The organism is Stenotrophomonas sp. 05N37, assembly GCF_056397365.1.
On record NZ_JBFTNG010000008.1, the window covers coordinates 127,946 to 143,305 of the forward strand.

Annotated in this window: 13 protein-coding genes; 3 read left to right on the forward strand and 10 right to left on the reverse strand. The window is 70.1% G+C overall.

Features of this window, described 5'->3' with window-relative positions:
* Both AC1DGC_RS18055 and AC1DGC_RS18060 read right to left on the reverse strand, forming a co-directional pair.
* The gene (locus AC1DGC_RS18055) at window positions 1–720 is read right to left on the reverse strand and encodes an ABC transporter ATP-binding protein (protein WP_259209633.1); all 720 of its coding nucleotides are present in this window, start codon (window positions 718–720) and stop codon (window positions 1–3) included.
* Between the two features lie 31 nt (window positions 721–751).
* The gene (locus tag AC1DGC_RS18060) at window positions 752–2,020 is read right to left on the reverse strand and encodes an efflux RND transporter periplasmic adaptor subunit (RefSeq protein ID WP_259209631.1); all 1,269 of its coding nucleotides are present in this window, start codon (window positions 2,018–2,020) and stop codon (window positions 752–754) included.
* 204 nt (window positions 2,021–2,224) lie between these two features.
* On the opposite strand from AC1DGC_RS18060, the gene glmS reads away from it, so the two are divergent.
* The 3 genes from glmS (at window position 2,225) to AC1DGC_RS18075 (ending at window position 6,291) form a co-directional block, all read left to right on the forward strand.
* Entirely contained in the window at window positions 2,225–4,066 is a 1,842-nt protein-coding gene (glmS, locus tag AC1DGC_RS18065; RefSeq protein WP_394164229.1) for a glutamine--fructose-6-phosphate transaminase (isomerizing), read from the forward strand.
* Between the two features lie 190 nt (window positions 4,067–4,256).
* Entirely contained in the window at window positions 4,257–5,624 is a 1,368-nt protein-coding gene (locus tag AC1DGC_RS18070) for a protein-disulfide reductase DsbD family protein (protein WP_478048508.1), read from the forward strand.
* Window positions 5,625–5,859: 235 nt separating this feature from the next.
* A complete protein-coding gene (locus tag AC1DGC_RS18075; protein WP_259209626.1) occupies window positions 5,860–6,291 on the forward strand; it encodes a CBS domain-containing protein in 432 nt (143 codons plus the stop codon).
* A 58-nt stretch (window positions 6,292–6,349) separates the two neighbouring features.
* Here AC1DGC_RS18075 and AC1DGC_RS18080 read toward each other — a convergent pair whose 3' ends face one another.
* The 8 genes from AC1DGC_RS18080 to AC1DGC_RS18115 form a co-directional block, all read right to left on the reverse strand.
* Window positions 6,350–7,363, reverse strand: coding sequence for a Rieske 2Fe-2S domain-containing protein (locus AC1DGC_RS18080; RefSeq protein WP_478048509.1), 1,014 nt, complete (start codon window positions 7,361–7,363; stop codon window positions 6,350–6,352).
* Window positions 7,360–8,472, reverse strand: coding sequence for a GNAT family N-acetyltransferase (locus AC1DGC_RS18085; RefSeq protein WP_478048510.1), 1,113 nt, complete (start codon window positions 8,470–8,472; stop codon window positions 7,360–7,362). The genes AC1DGC_RS18080 and AC1DGC_RS18085 overlap by 4 nt, the downstream gene beginning before the upstream one ends.
* Window positions 8,469–9,632: an ATP-grasp domain-containing protein gene (locus AC1DGC_RS18090; RefSeq protein WP_478048511.1), complete on the reverse strand. Its 1,164-nt coding sequence runs from the start codon at window positions 9,630–9,632 to the stop codon at window positions 8,469–8,471. The genes AC1DGC_RS18085 and AC1DGC_RS18090 overlap by 4 nt, the downstream gene beginning before the upstream one ends.
* On the reverse strand, window positions 9,629–10,462 hold the full coding sequence (locus tag AC1DGC_RS18095) for an MBL fold metallo-hydrolase (RefSeq protein ID WP_478048512.1): 834 nt from the start codon (window positions 10,460–10,462) through the stop codon (window positions 9,629–9,631). The genes AC1DGC_RS18090 and AC1DGC_RS18095 overlap by 4 nt, the downstream gene beginning before the upstream one ends.
* Window positions 10,449–11,441, reverse strand: coding sequence for an NAD-dependent epimerase/dehydratase family protein (locus tag AC1DGC_RS18100; protein WP_478048513.1), 993 nt, complete (start codon window positions 11,439–11,441; stop codon window positions 10,449–10,451). Before AC1DGC_RS18100 ends, AC1DGC_RS18095 begins: the two co-directional genes overlap by 14 nt.
* A 2-nt stretch (window positions 11,442–11,443) precedes the next feature.
* Window positions 11,444–12,460 (reverse strand): 3-oxoacyl-[acyl-carrier-protein] synthase III C-terminal domain-containing protein, encoded by a 1,017-nt coding sequence (locus AC1DGC_RS18105; protein WP_259209614.1) that lies wholly within the window; start codon window positions 12,458–12,460, stop codon window positions 11,444–11,446.
* Between the two features lie 134 nt (window positions 12,461–12,594).
* Entirely contained in the window at window positions 12,595–14,058 is a 1,464-nt protein-coding gene (locus tag AC1DGC_RS18110) for a UdgX family uracil-DNA binding protein (protein WP_478048514.1), read from the reverse strand.
* A gap of 1 nt (window position 14,059) precedes the next feature.
* On the reverse strand, window positions 14,060–15,358 hold the full coding sequence (locus AC1DGC_RS18115; protein ID WP_449336162.1) for a putative DNA modification/repair radical SAM protein: 1,299 nt from the start codon (window positions 15,356–15,358) through the stop codon (window positions 14,060–14,062).
* Between the last annotated feature and the right edge of the window lie 2 nt (window positions 15,359–15,360).

Sequence of the window (15,360 nt, forward strand, 5' to 3'; positions counted from 1 at the left end):
TCAGTCGTTGGCGGTGGCGACAACAGCGCGCGGGGTGGCCAGCACCGGCTCACGCACCAGGTCGGTGGCCTGGCCATCGACGATGTGCACGTTGCGCTGGGCACGGGCGGCCAGCTCGGGGTCATGGGTGACCATCACGATGGTGGTGCCGGCGGCGTTGATCTCCTCCAGCAGTTCCATCACGCCACGGGCCATCTGGCTGTCCAGGTTGCCGGTGGGTTCGTCGGCCAGCAGCAGGCGCGGGCTGCCCGCGAGCGCGCGCGCGATGGCCGCGCGCTGCTGCTGGCCGCCGGACAGCTCGGCCGGATAGTGCTTCATGCGCGAGCCCAGGCCGACCTGGCCGAGCGCCTTCTCGATGCGCTGCTTGCGCTCGGCGGCCGGCATGCCGCGGTAGCGCAGCGGCACGTCGACGTTGTCGAACAGATTGAGGTCGGAGATCAGGTTGAAGCCCTGGAAGATGAAGCCGATCTTCTGGTTGCGCAGGCGGCTGCGTGCATCGTCGCCGAGCGTGCTGACGTCCTGGCCATCGAGCAGGTAGGTGCCGCTGGTGAACGTTTCCAGCAGGCCGGCGATGTTGAGGAAGGTGGTCTTGCCCGAGCCGGACGGACCGGTCACGGCCACGAACTCGCCTTCGCGCACGTGCAGGTCGAGCGACCGCAGGGCATGGGTTTCCACCTGTTCGGTGCGGAACACTTTGGCGACCGAGCGCATCTCGAGCATGGCTGTTTTCCTTTGCAGTTCGTTGGGAGTATCAGTTGAGGGAGACCTGCTCGGCATCGCCGAACAGATCGCTGCCGGACACCACGACGCGATCGCCGGGTTGCAGGCCAGAGAGGATTTCCACTTCGCCCAGGCTGCTGACGCCGAGCTTGACCGGGCGGCGCACCGCGGTGCTGCCGTTCATGACGTAGGCCTGGCCGTTGCCCTGTTCGACGAACGGGCCGCGCTCGACCTTGAGCACGTTGCGGCGGGTATCGAGCACCACCCGTGCCTGCATGCGCTGGCTCTGGCGCAGGCCCTGCGGCTGCTTGTCCGAGAAGCGGATGCGGGCGTTGACCTCACCGGCCACCACTTCCGGGGAGACCGCGCTGATCTCGCCGGGGAACGGCTGGCCGTTGCCGCTGGTCAGCTGCGCCGGAATGCCGATGGCCAGGTCGCGGGCGAAGCTCTCCGGCACCTTGATCTCGATCTCGAAGCGCGACAGGTCGACCACGCCCAGGATGGGCGCGTTGGCGACCACGTTGGTGTGCTGGGTGGCCTGCACCTGGCCGACCTGGCCGTCGAACGGTGCGCGCAGGGTCAGCGCATCCACCTGGCGCTGGACCTCGGCCACCACCGCCTTCTGGCGCTCGGCCAGCAGGTGCTTGTTGCGTGCGTCCAGGTCCGCGCCCTGGCCCTGCAGGCGCGCATCGGTCTGCGCGTTGGCCAGCTGGATGTCGGCCTTCTTCAGGGTGTCGGTGGCCTTGGCCAGGTCGATCTGCGGCACGGCGCCGCCGTCGAAACCGCGCTGGTAGCGCTGCAGGTCGCGGTCGGCGGCCTGGCGTTCGATGCTGGCCTGGTCGGTTTCCTTGCGCGACTTGGCCCGCGCCAGCGTGGCATCCAGGTTGGCCCGGCTGGCTTCGGCTTCCAGGCCGGCCAGGGTGGCCTGTTCCTGGGCCAGCTTGCTGCGCAGCTCCGGGCTGTCGATCACCGCCAGCTCCTGGCCCTTCTTGACCACGTCGCCGGCCACGACCTTGAGGTCCACCGTACCGGCGGAGATCGCATACAGGATCGGGCTGTTGGCCGCGATCACGCGGCCGTCGGCAGCGATGTCGCGCACCAGGTCGCCGCGCTTGACCTCGGCCACGCGCACGCGGCTGGCGTCGAAGGAACGGCTCGCGCCCAGCCAGGCGCGGGCGGCGAAGCCGATCGCGAGCAGGACCACCAGCGCGGCCAGGCCCGGCCACAGCCAGCGCTTCCACGGGGCTGCCGTGCCGGCAACGGAGAGGGTCTGGTCCTGGGCGGAAGTGTCGCGGATCATCGGGCTCGTTCGCGGTTGGGTTGCGGTGTACCAAGCAGATCCCGTGCCAAGTTTTGTGTCTGTCAAATCAATGGGTTGCGCGGGTGCCCGCGCTGTCCGGGTGTCCGCGGACAGCGGCCCGGACACTTTCGTTAAGCGGACAGCGGCGTCCCGGGCGTGGGCGCCACGCTAGAATGCGAGGCTCGATACCTGGGGTCAGAATCTATGTGCGGCATTGTGGGAGCGATCGCCGATCGCGACGTGGTACCGGTCCTCATCGAAGGCCTGAAGCGACTGGAATATCGCGGTTACGATTCCTCCGGCATCGCCGTGCTCGACCAGCGCCAGGCCCAGCCGGACGTGCGCCGCGTGCGCCGCACCGGCCGCGTGGCCGAGATGGAGAAGGCCGCCGCCAGCGAAGGCTTCGACGCCATGCTCGGCATCGGCCACACCCGCTGGGCAACGCATGGTGGGGTGACCGAGGCCAATGCCCACCCGCACATCAGCCACGGCGTGGCCCTGGTCCACAACGGCATCATCGAGAACCATGAGGAACAGCGCGAGAAGCTGCGCGCGCTGGGCTATGTGTTCGAGTCGCAGACCGACACCGAAGTCATCGCGCACCTGATGCACCACCACCTCAAGGGCGGCGACAGCCTGCTGGCGGCGCTGCAGCGCACCGTGAAGGAACTGACCGGCGCCTACGCGCTGGCGGTGATGAGCCGTGCCGAGCCGGACCATTTCGTCTGCGCGCGCATGGGCTGCCCGCTGCTGGTCGGCCTGGGCGAGGGCGAGAACTTCGTCGCCTCGGACGTCTCGGCGATCATCTCGGCCACGCGCCGGGTGATCTTCCTGGAAGAGGGCGACACCGCCGACGTGCGCCGCGACGGCGTGCAGGTGTACGACGAGCACAACCAGCCGGTGGACCGTGGCGTGCACCTGTCCGACGTGTCGCTGGCGTCGCTGGAACTGGGCCCGTACCGCCATTTCATGCAGAAGGAAATCCACGAGCAGCCACGCGCGCTGGGCGACACCATCGAGGCGGCGATCGACGCCGGTGGCTTCCCGGCCGAGCTGTTCGGCAAGAACGCCGAACGCGTGCTGGCCGGCATCGAGGGCGTGCAGATCCTCGCGTGCGGCACCAGTTATTACGCTGGCCTGACCGCGCGCTACTGGATCGAATCCATCTCCGGCCTGCCGTGCAGCGTGGAGATCGCCAGCGAGTACCGCTACCGCGCCGCGTATGCCAACCCCAGGCACCTCATCGTCACCATCTCCCAGTCCGGTGAAACCCTGGACACGATGGAGGCACTGAAGTACGCCAAGTCGCTGGGCCACCTGCACACGCTGTCGATCTGCAACGTGCCGGAAAGCGCGATCCCGCGCGCCAGCGAGCTGGTCTGCTACACCCGCGCCGGCGCCGAGATCGGCGTGGCCTCGACCAAGGCCTTCACCACCCAGCTGGCGGCGTTGTTCCAGTTGACCGTGGTGCTGGGCAAGCTGCACGGCCGCGTGGACGCCGCCCAGGAAGCGGCGTACCTGGAGCAGCTGCGCTTCCTGCCGGGCAGCGTGCAGCACGCGCTCAACATGGAACCGCAGATCGCGGCCTGGGCCGAACGCTTCGCGCGCAAGAGCAGCGCGCTGTTCCTCGGTCGCGGCCTGCATTACCCGATCGCGCTGGAAGGCGCGCTCAAGCTGAAAGAGATCACCTACATCCACGCCGAGGCCTACCCGGCCGGCGAGCTCAAGCATGGCCCGCTGGCGTTGGTCGACGAAGACATGCCGGTGGTGGTGATCGCGCCGAACGACAGCCTGCTGGAGAAGGTCAAGTCCAACATGCAGGAAGTGCGTGCGCGCGGCGGCGAGCTGTTCGTGTTCGCCGACCAGGACAGCAACTTCGCCGAGTCCGAGGGCGTGCACGTCATCCGCACCCCGCGCCATGCCGGCGTGCTCAGCCCGGTGGTGCACACCATCCCGGTGCAGCTGCTGGCCTACCACACCGCGCTGGCACGCGGCACCGACGTGGACAAGCCGCGCAACCTGGCCAAGAGCGTAACGGTGGAGTAACCCAGGACGCGCAGGCCAGCCTGGCCTGCCGTCATCGATGCCTGGACACACGACGGCCGCGCAATGCGGCCGCGTGCTTTTCGTACTTGTTGCAATGACCTGCCAGGGCGCTCCCACTACGGTGGTTGGCCCGCGCTGCGCTGGATCGTCTCGACCCGCGCAGTGCCTCCCGATATGGCAGGACACCCCAATGCGTTCGGTACACCCCGTTTTCCGCCTGCTGCTCGCCGTTGCCGCGCTGCTGGTCACCACCGTGGCGCAGGCCACTCCGTTGGCGGTGGCGCCTGCACTCCCCGACGCGTTCGGCACGGTCCTGGCCATGGCGTTGCTGGGTGGGCTGGTACTCAACCTGATGCCGTGTGTGTTGCCGGTGTTGTCATTGAAGGTGCTGTCGGTGCTGGGCAGCGGCAGCCAACCGGCGCAGCTGCGCCGGCACGCGCTTGCCTACACCGCAGGCGTGCTGCTGTCCTTCCTCGCCATCGGCGCCATCATCCTGGCGCTGCGCTCCACCGGCAGCGTGCTGGGCTGGGGCTTCCAGCTGCAGCAGCCCGCGTTCGTGGCCGTGCTGGCGTGGCTGATGGTGCTGGTGGGCCTGGGCCTGGCCGGGATGTTCACGCTGGGCGGTGCGGTCGGCAGCACCGGACAGCGGTTGCTGGGAAAGACCGGGTATGCCGGTGATTTCTGGTCGGGCGTACTGGCCTGCGTGGTTGCCAGCCCCTGCGTGGCGCCCTTCATGGGCCCGGCGCTGGTGTATGCGTTCAGTGCGTCGTGGGCCGCGGCGTTGCTGGTGTTCCTGATGCTGGGCCTGGGCCTTGCGCTGCCGTTCCCGTTGATCGGCTTCTTCCCCGCGCTGGGGCGCTGGCTGCCGCGGCCGGGTGCGTGGATGGAAACGCTCAAGGTGCTGCTGGCCTTCCCGATGCTGCTCACGGCCGTGTGGCTGGTCTGGCTGCTGGGGAACCAGAAAGGCATGGACGCCGTCGCGATCATCCTGGTTGCCGCGGTGGTGCTGGCACTGGGCCTGTGGCTGTTCGAACAGGGCCGCTGGCGCAGCCAGGCCTGGCGCAAGGCGCTGGGGGCGGTGGTGATTGGTGCCAGCCTGCTGTCGGTCGTGATGGTGCAGCGCGTGCCGACGGACGACGGCGCGGCCACGCGGCCGTCGAAGCTGGCAGGCGCCACGCCGTACCTCGCCCGCGATCTTGCCCAGGCTCGCCAGGAGGGTCGGCAGGTGCTGCTCACCGTGACCGCCGACTGGTGCATCACCTGCATCGCCAACGAGCAGACCGTACTGGGCACGGAGCGCTTCCAGTCCCTGGTGCAGGACACCGCGACGGTGTACATGAAGGCCGACTGGACCCACAGCGACCCGCTGGTGGGCGAACTGCTGAAAGCGCACAACGCGCCGGGCATCCCGCTGTACGTGCTCTACCGCCCGCACCAGCAGGGCGAGGTGTTGCCGCAGGTGTTGACCCTGGACGTGATGCGCCGTGCCCTGGCGCCGGTGGACGGCGCGGTGCCGGCGCCGGCGCCGGACACCGGCGTGCAGGCGCCACGCGGCTGACCCTGGCTGAACTTTAGCCGGGCCTGGCGCTGGCATTCAGCGACGGTTTTATCCGCGGTGCCATTCTCGGGGTCGTCAGCGGTTTTCAACGACGATCTGTCCCAGATTTGCAAACTCCTGGGCCAGGAGGCGGTCGTAGAATCGAGTGACCGCGGGCCGGGCGCACGCCGTGCTGCCGACCCCGCTGCAACCAGGCGCATCTCTCGACTTCAGTAACCTGTAACAGGAAACAAGAATGAACGTCCGCGAACTCCTGCAATCCAAGAAAGAAACCATCGTGACCATCGATGTGGACGACACGATCGGTGCTGCCGCGCACAAGATGAGCGCGCACAAGATCGCTGCCCTGGTGGTGATGAAGGACGATGCACCGGTCCGGATCATTTCCGAGAAGGACATCGTGCGCAGCCTGGCCGATGACGGCCCGCAGGCGGGCCGTCGGGTCATCGCCACCTTGCCGTCGGCAGGGCTGGAAGGCATTGCGCCGGATGCGACGTTGAAGCAGGCCATGGCGCTGATGACCTACTCGCGCCACCGCCACCTGATGGTGACCGAGGACGCCAAGCTGGTCGGCATCCTCAGCCTGGGCGATATCGTCAAGAACCTGCTCAGCGAATTGGAGCTGGAAAAGGCGGTGCTGCAGGACATCTACATGGCGGCGCACTGACGCCACCGTCGGTATCGGATAGCGCAACGTGCCGGTCCTGCGACCGGCACGTGCGCGTCTAGAGCATCATCCGTACGTCGTGGGCCGGCGCGTCCGTCGGCAGTTCCCCGTGTGTCCAGAAGTGCTCCAACGTGCCACGCACGATGTCGAGCGAGGTAGAGGCGCCCTTGCGCTGCCCGAACCGGTGCTTGTTCCGCGCCTGCAGCCCCAGCATGGCCATGTCCTGGTCATTCACCCGTTTCAGGAACGGCCAGGCGAACACGCGCACCGCCCACGCCGGCGCCCAGCGGCCCTCGACGTGCAGGGTGATGAACACATCGGTCTCCGCGGCCGTGCGCGGGGTGAAGTGCAGGTCGATCACTACGCGGCTGCCGTTGGCGTAGCCGTACTCGAGGCGGGCACTGCCCGGGGCGGCGAAGTGGGCACGCTCGGCCGTGCGCTCGGATTCGAACAGCCGATACAGCAGCCCCGACTGCGACGGCATGCCGCGATAGTCCACCGTGAAGCCAGCGTCGGTGGGACTGAACCGCGCCGTGGCCTGCACGCGTTGCCCATCGCGCCTGACCAGTCCGGCATGGATGAAATGCGTATGCAGGGGATCCAGGAAGTTCTCCATCGCATCGACCACGTGCGCCGACCAGCGCGTGCGCCACAGGAAACGGCGGGTGCGCGGGTCGGTCGCGCGGATCATCGCATGGGGCTGGTCGGCGCCGGCATCGCCGGGGCGCAGCCAGATGAACCCGTCGAGTTCGCAGGTGGCGAAGTGGCGCACGCGGACAGTGGGTGGTGCGGTGTCCGACGGCAGGCCGGGTACCTCGCACAGCCGCCCATCAGCATCGAACGACCAGCCGTGGTACGGACAGGCCAGACGCTCGCCGCTGACGCAGCCGGCCGACAGCGGCGCATGGCGGTGCGGGCAGCGATCCTCCAGCGCGATCAGCGTGCCGCCCTCGGTGCGTGCCAGCGCCACGTGCGTGTCCAGCAGGGTGACGGCCACGGGCCGGGCGCGCACCTCGTCGGAACGGGCCACGGCGTACCAGTGGGTGAACAACAAGGGATGCCAGGCGGTCATAGGCCGAATCTGCGCAGCAGGGGCGTGCCAAGCCGGCACGTGAGGGTGGACAGCGCGGCGACCGCGGTGCGCGTGCGCCGGGGCAGGTGCCGCGCGTACACGGCACTGTATTCGATGGCCGGCACCCCACCGCGCAGCCGCTTGAAGCCGGCGGCGCCGGCGCTGAAATTCAGGCGCCAGCCGTTGTCCAGGCAGGCGCGATAGGCGCACGCGGTGGCCAGCCGATACAGCGCCATCTTCTGCGGCTGCGCGGTGTCGTAGCCGACGATCGGGGCGGTGGCGGTGCGGCCCTGCCGGAACAGGCCCAGCACGCAGGCCAGGCGGCCGTCGTCGCTGCGGAAGCCTTCGAAGGTGAGCAGGCCGGCGCGGTGCCACAGGCGCAGGAACTGCGCGTCGTACACGGGATTGAAGCGCGAGTGCTTGCCGATGTAGAGCAGTGCGTAGAGCTCGGCGATGCGCGCGTAGTCGGCGTCGGTGACGTCCTGGTCGCGGCAATGCCGCAAGGGGGTCTTGCGCAGCAGCGCCAGGTCCGCCTTGAGGTTGCCGTGTCGGCACGCCCGCAGGTCGACATCGTCGTACAGATACACCTGGCGACTGGTGACCAGGTGGCAACCGGCGGCCTGCAGCGCCGCCAGCCAATCGGCATTGTCGTGCGCGTTGAGCGAGCGGAACCACACGGTGTGCCGGGGCCAGCGGGCGACGGCTTCCTGCAGCAGGGCGGCGGGGTCGACGAGGGCGAGGGCGGGATACAGGTTGGTGGACAGCAGCCAGTTGTTGATCGACACCGCGTGGTCGATCCCGCTCCACTGCAGCGAACCGCCGAGCGAGGCGATCAGGCGCAGCGACAGCGGTGCGGCCCAGGCCGGCAGGTAGCGCGCGCCTTCCTCGGCGGCGTAGTCGGCGTAGGTGGTGCGCGGGGAGCAGACCCAGGCATCGCCGGCGCGGCCGTCATGCACGCTGACGGGCAGGTCGCCGGCCGCGGTGGCCAGGGTGTCGATGCGCGCATGCAGGTTGGGTACCCGCGTGCCCGCGCCGGGCCCGGCGTGGAGGGCTGCGAAGGCCCGTGCGCTGGCCGCGAAGCGTGCGTCCGCGGCGGCCGCTGCGTTCATTCCTGCACGGCCTGCAGCGGTTCGCCATCCCACTCGATATCCCGCGTGGCCGCTTCGCGCAGGGTGCAGCCCTGGCGCAGCGCCAACCGGCCGTAGGAGGCCAGATCGAGAAGACTGCCGAGCGGGGGCCGGCGGTCGCCGGGGACGGCGATGACGTCGTCGGCGCGCCGCCAGTCGGCGCGCCACGCGCCAGGCTGCCCACGCGTCAATGCATCCTGCAGGCCCGCGGTGGCCATCAGCACGGCGATCATCCGCGCCCGGGGCGACACCGGCTCACGCAGTCCGCCTTCGCCGAGCAGCGCGGCCGGCAGGTCGACGTCGCTGGGGAACAGGTGCAGGCCACTGGTCGCGCGCGGATTGCACTCCAGGGCCCGCGCGCTGCCGTCGGCGGCCTCGATCCAGTCGAAGGACAGTTGGCCGCTGTAGTGCGTGCCGCGGACGAGTGCGGCGACCGCATCCCGCACTGCAGGCCGCTGCACGGGATGAAAGTAGTAGCTGGAACTGCGGCGAAGCCGATACGTGGGGCGATAGATCGCATGGGCCAGCAGCCGGCCCTGGTGGGCGATGGCGTAGCTGCACAGCTCATCGCCGGCGAGGTAGTCCTGCACCACCCAGGCTCCCAGCGCGGGAAGCACGGCGGCATCGGCGGGAATGCCCTGCGGGTACAGGCGCACGTGCACGCCGAAGCGCGAGAATTCCGGCTTCAGCACCACTGCGCGCCCCTGCGCCCACTCACGCGCCTGCGCCAGCGTGTGCACGCGGGCGCTGTCCGGCACCGGCATGCCGTGCTGCCGGGCGATGCGCAGGAAGTCCCACTTGCTGTGCAGGGCGGCCAGTGTGTCGAAGGCGTCCACGGCCACGTGCAGGGATGCCGGCAGGGCGGCGCGGTGCCGTGCAAGGTGCAGCGCTTCTTCGCACGTGGGCAGCACCAGGTCGATGCGCTGGTCGCGGACGATGCGGTTGAGGTCGCGGGCGAAGCCCCGGGCGTCGAAACGCGCCGGGTGCAGCGCGTGGGTCGCGGCCACCGCCGATGACCAGCCCGTCAGCCGGCAGGGAATGCTGTCGGCCACCTGCACGTGCCAGCCGAGGCGATGGAAGCGGCGCGCATGGTCCAGCGCGACCGGGGCGCGCCCGCCGAGGATCAGTACCCGGCCGCTCATGCCTGCGGCTCCGGGCGCCATTCCGGGCAGTGCGAAGGCACCAGGCGGACCTCTGGCGCGGCGTGGTGCAGCGCATGCAGCCGCGCCAGCGTGTCGCGGTAGATGGCGGTGCTGCCCAGCCACGCGGTGACCAGCGCCGGGGGCGGCGTGTTGTCGCGGATCGCCTGCGACGACCAGCTGGCATCGGCGACCAGGAACACCGGGCCGTGGCCGTCGTCGAACACGGCGCCGTAGTGGCCGGCGGCATGCCCGGGCAGCGGCACCAGCAGCAGGCTGGCGTCGCCGAACAGGTCGATGCCGCGCTCGAACGCGTCCAACGGTGGCGGCAGCGGCACGCTGGCCTTCGCCTCGAACCACCGCGGCGGGGCGTCCTTCCACGATGCCAGCAGCGCCGGCAGCAGGCCGATGCGCAGCGCGCCCACCCGCGTGCGTGCCTGCAGATCGTCCCAGGCCTCGCGCGAACAGGCCACGCGGGCCTGCGGGAAATCCGCCAGGCCGCCGATGTGGTCGCCATGCAGGTGCGATACCACGATCCAGGCGATGTCGCCGGGGGCGATGCCGTCGCGGCGCAGCTGGGCGGCCAGCGATGCCCGTGGCGACAGGTGGACCGGGGTCACCATGCGGTACAACCGCTCGGGAAACGCCGCCGTCGCCTGCAGGAAGTGCTCGGAATAGCCGGTGTCGAACAGGATCCAGCCGAGCGTCGGGTGCTTCAGCAGCGCCACCAGCGCAGGAAACTCGCAGGCACGCGCGGGCGCGCCCTGGCGGGTGGCCCGCTCGGGATGCGTGCAGTACCCGGCTTCGTAGAGTCGCCATTCAAGCGTGACCATGCGCCCTCCACCAGTCGGCGTAGCGGGCCAGGCTGGCGCCCAGGTCGGTCTGTGGCTGGTACGCCAGCTCGCGCCGCGCGCGGCCGATGTCCAGCGTCTGCGAATAGCCGAGCACACCGACGCCGTAACGGCTCAGGCGCGGCTCGGGCTGGCCGGGCCGCAGCCGCGCCAGCTGCTCGGCCACCGTGGCCAGTGCCAGGGCGGGCACGCGCGGCAGCGGCAGCATCCGCGCCTCCATGCCGAGCGCGGCGAACAGCGTTTCCAGCAGCGTGCGCACCTGCACGGGCGCGCCGTTGCTTACGTTGTAGGCACGCCCATCGCCGGGCAGCTCGGCGTCCACGCAGTGCGCGACCAGCGCCACCAGGTTGTCGATGTGGGTGACGTCGATCAGGGCGCGCCCGCCGTTGACCAGCGGAAACCAGCCGCGCGCGGCGCTGGCCAGCACGCGCGGCAGGATCGCGCGATCGCCTTCGCCGTACACCGCGCGCGGGCGCAGGCTCAGCGTCTGCATGCGCGGGCCGGCGGCCGCGCGGACCCGGCACTCGGATTCCCACTTGCTGCGCGCATAGTCGGTGATCCAGCGTGCCGGCGGCTCGAACGCCTCGCCCAGGCCGTACTGGTCGTCGAACCGGAAGTAGATGCTGGGTGAGCCCAGGTGGATGAAGCGTCGCACCTGCTGGCGTCCCGCGGCCTGGAGCAACCGCTCCGTCGCGGTCACGTTCGCGCGCTGGAAATCCGCGGCCCGGCCCCACGGCGATGAGAGCGCGGCGCAGTGCACGACGACCTCGCAGCCGGCAAGCAACGGATCGAGCGGGTCGCTCGCCAGGTCGGCCGTGACGCTGTCGATCGCGTCGTTGCCGGTCTGCAGGCGTGTGCGGTCACGCCCGGTGGCGATGACCCGGTGGCCCGCGGCGGCCAACCGCAGGGCGACATGGTGGCCGATGAAGCCGGAGGCACCGGTGACCAGGATCTGCGCCATGCTCAGTACCGCAGCACTGCGCCGGCAAAGGACAGGCCAGCCCCGGAGCCGACCATCGCAAACAGCTGGCCGCGACGCAGGTCGCCGGCGGTGATCGCGTGGTGCAGTGCCAGGGGAATGGAGGCCGCCATCTGGTTGCCGTGGGTCTGCAGGATCCGCACCAGCGAGCCGGGCGGCAGCCGCAGCGCGCGTTGCAGGTGGTCCAGCGCCTTGGCACTGGCCTGGTGCGGCACCAGCAACGGCACCTGGTCGACGGTCACGCCCGCGCGCTGGAACAGCGTCTGCATGAAGCCGGGCAGTTTCTGCGCGGCCAGCCGGTAGGTGGAGCGCCCGGACATCTCAAAGTGCGAGGCAGCGGCGAACGCTTCGGCGCCGTCGGCCAGGCGCACGCGCGTACCGCCGGCGCGGACCTGGCAGAACTCGGTGCCTTCGCTGAAGGTTTCCATGTGCGAGGCGAGCAGGCACGACCCGGTGTCGTCCTCGCTGGCCTCGACGATCACCGCCGCGCCACCGTCGCCGAACAACGCCGCCGTATCGGTGTCGTCCCAGTTGAGCCCGGCCGAGGCCACTTCGCCGGCCACCAGCAGCGCGCGCCGGAAGCGCCGGGTGACCAGGGTTGCCGCGACCAGGTCCAGGGCGACCAGGAAGCCCAGGCAGGTGGCATTGACGTCGAAGGCGGGGATGCCGCTGCCGGCCAGGCCCAGCCGCCGCTGTACCAGCGCGGCCGTGCAGGGGATGGCCTGTTCCATGACCCCGCCGACACTGATCACCACGTCGACCTGGTCGGCACGCAGCCCGGCACGCTGCAGTGCGTCCTGCGCGGCGTGTGCGGCCATCATCGAGGCGGATTCGTCGGGACCGGCGAAATGGCGGTAATCGATGCCGGCGTGGCGCCGGGTCCAGCCGGCAGGCTTGCCCCAGCGCTGGTCGAACGTGCTCGACTCGATGCGGCGCGACGGGATGTACTCGCCGGTCGCCACGATGCGCAGCGGGATGGGGCGGGGGAAGTCGTGATCCATTCGAGCCGTCGCCTCGCAGGAAATTGCGCGGCCTTGTTCGATGGAGCGAACCACGGCACGCGGTAGCTGCAGGGTGCAACCGACGGTGCGAAGGGTAGCAAATGGAGGCGGGATCGGCGGCAGGCGTCGGCGGCTCAGGTGGCCGGGTCGGCGCTGTCGCCTGCGCGCGGCAGCCGGGCGAGGTCATCCAGCAGCAACCGGTACGCGGCGTCGCGCGCGGTCCCGGCCGGTTGCCGCAGCACCCACGCCGGGTGCACCGTCGCGAAAGCGCGCGTGCCGTCTTCCAGCGCATGCCAGCGGCCATGGTTGTCCATCAGCTTGAACCCCGCCCCGAACACCGCCGTGGCGGCGCTGGCCCCCAGGCACACGATCACCGCCGGGCGCACGTGCTCGATCTCGCGCAGCAGCCACGGGCGGCAGGCGTTGATATGGGTCACCTGCGGCGTGCTGTGGATGCGCCGCTTGCCACGCCGCTCGAAACGGAAGTGCTTGACCGCGTTGGTCAGGTACAGGGTGCTGCGATCAATGCCCAGTTCGCCCAGGGCCTGGTCCAGCAACTGGCCGGCAGGGCCGACGAAGGGATGCCCACTGAGGTCCTCGGCATCGCCGGGCTGCTCGCCCACCAGCATCACCTTGGCATCGCGTGGCCCCTCGCCGAAGACGGTCTGGGTGGCCGGCTCCCACAACGGGCAGCGGCGGCAGGCGGCGGCCGCCGTGCGCAGCGCGTCCAGGTCGTCGCCCGTGGCGGTGGCCGGCCCGCGCAGGGCGATGCTGCGCTCGGGGATACGGCGTTGCGGGGCCTGCGCGGCACGGTCGTGCATGTCCTGCACGCGGTCGCCGGCATCGCGCACCAGGGCGGGCAGCAACGTGGCCTCGGGCAGGTGCTTCCAGTATCGGGCCGGCATCTCCTGCTGCATCATCCGCGTGTTGAGCCGGGCCGGGTTGAAGATGTTGGCGTAGTAGGTGCGCCACAGCGCTTCGCGCGCATCCTCGAGCGGGGCATCGGCTTGGCGGCCGCCCGCGCCGAACGACAGTGCCTGCCCGTCCCAGCGCACGCTGCGCGAGGGGGTCAGGATCGCCCAGCGCATGCCGGTGAAGCGGCGGGCGAAGAAGGGCGCGACGCGGTCCACGATGTGGTGCTCCGGCTCGAACCAGGCGATGAAGGCATCCTGCTCGCCCGGCACTTCGCGGAAGCGCACGAAGGCCTTCATCTTGTGCGTGTCGCGGCGGACCGCCTGGGCCAGCGCCATCGCGCGCAGCACGTCCGGGTCGGTAGGGTTGGACAGCAGGCCGCGCTCGCCGCGGGCGATCCGCCACAACAGCCGGTACAGCAACGGTAGCCGCTGCGGATCGCGATGGCACAGGCAGGTGGCGGCCAGCTCGACGAAGGCCTTGGATACGTAAGTGGGCGCGTCGCCGGTCCCGTCGCCGGCGTCCTCGCTCGCCGGCAGCGGCGGCGCGTCCAGCAGGGAGTGCTCCTGGTCCTGCAGCCAGTCCAGCTGCTCCGGCGCCACGCCCCGGCGCAGCGCCAGCCGCGCGGCATCGCGCCAGGCATCCAGCGACCACGCCGGGTCGATGCGTACCGTCCAGCGTGCCATCTCAGTGCGCGGCAGGGCTGTCGAACAGGGAGCCCTGTTTCGGCGGCGGCGCCAGCCGCGCACGCAGCGTGGCGGGGTCGTCCAGCTGCTTGCGCGGGTGGTGGTCGGCCAGTTGCACGAACGGCAGCAGCTTGCTCATCGGCGCGCGCAACCGCGCCACGTCGGCCACGCGCAGGCGCACCTGGCGGCGTGCCATCAACACCCGCTTGACGTTGCGCACGCCCAGCCCGGGCACGCGCAGCAGCAGTTCCTTGGGGGCCAGGTTGAGGTCGACCGGGAAGCGCTCGGGATGACGGATCGCCCAGGCCATCTTGGGGTCGATGTCCAGGTCGAGCATGCCGCCCTGGGTGGTATCGGTGATCTCCTCCACGCCGTAGCCGTAGAAACGCAGCAGCCAGTCGGCCTGGTACAACCGGTGCTCGCGTGCGAGTGGGGGCGCCTGCAGCGGCAGGATCCGACTGGCATCGGGAATCGGGCTGAAGGCCGAGTAGTAGACCCGGCGCATGCGGTAGTTGCCGTACAGGTTGTCGGCCGCGGTGAGGATCTGCTGGTCGCTGGCACCGTCGGCCCCCACGATCATCTGCGTGCTCTGGCCGGCGGGCGCGAATTTCGGTGGGCGCGGCCGCGCACGCGACACACGGGGCGCGGGCGTGGCGATGGCACCGGCGGCCGCATCGCCCTTCCGGGCCTCCTTCGCCTCTTCGATCCGCCAGCGCAGTTCACCCATCGCGCCGCGGATGGAGGGCAGCGATTTCTCCGGCGCGAAGCTGGCCAGGCCCGCCTCGGTGGGCAACTCGATGTTGATCGAGAGACGATCGGCGTAGCGACCTGCAGCGGCCAGCAGCTCCGGCGACGCTTCGGGGATGGTCTTGAGGTGGATGTAGCCGGCGAAGCGGTGCTCTTCGCGCAGCACGCGTGCCACCTCGACCATGCGCTCCATGGTGTAGTCCGCGTTGCGGATGATGCCGCTGGAGAGGAACAACCCTTCGATGTAGTTGCGCTTGTAGAAGTCCATGGTCAGCGCGACCACCTCGTCCACGCTGAATCGCGCGCGCTGCACGTTGCTGGACACGCGGTTGACGCAGTACGCGCAGTCGTAGATGCAGAAATTGGTCAGCAGGATCTTCAGCAGCGACACGCAGCGGCCATCGGGCGTGTAGCTGTGGCAGATGCCGGGGCCATCGGTGCTGCCGATGCCACCGGACGCGCGCGAATCGCGTCGCCCCGCGCCACTGGAGGCACAGGACGCGTCGTATTTGGCGGCATCGGCCAGGATCGCCAGTTTGCGTATGGTCTCCATGC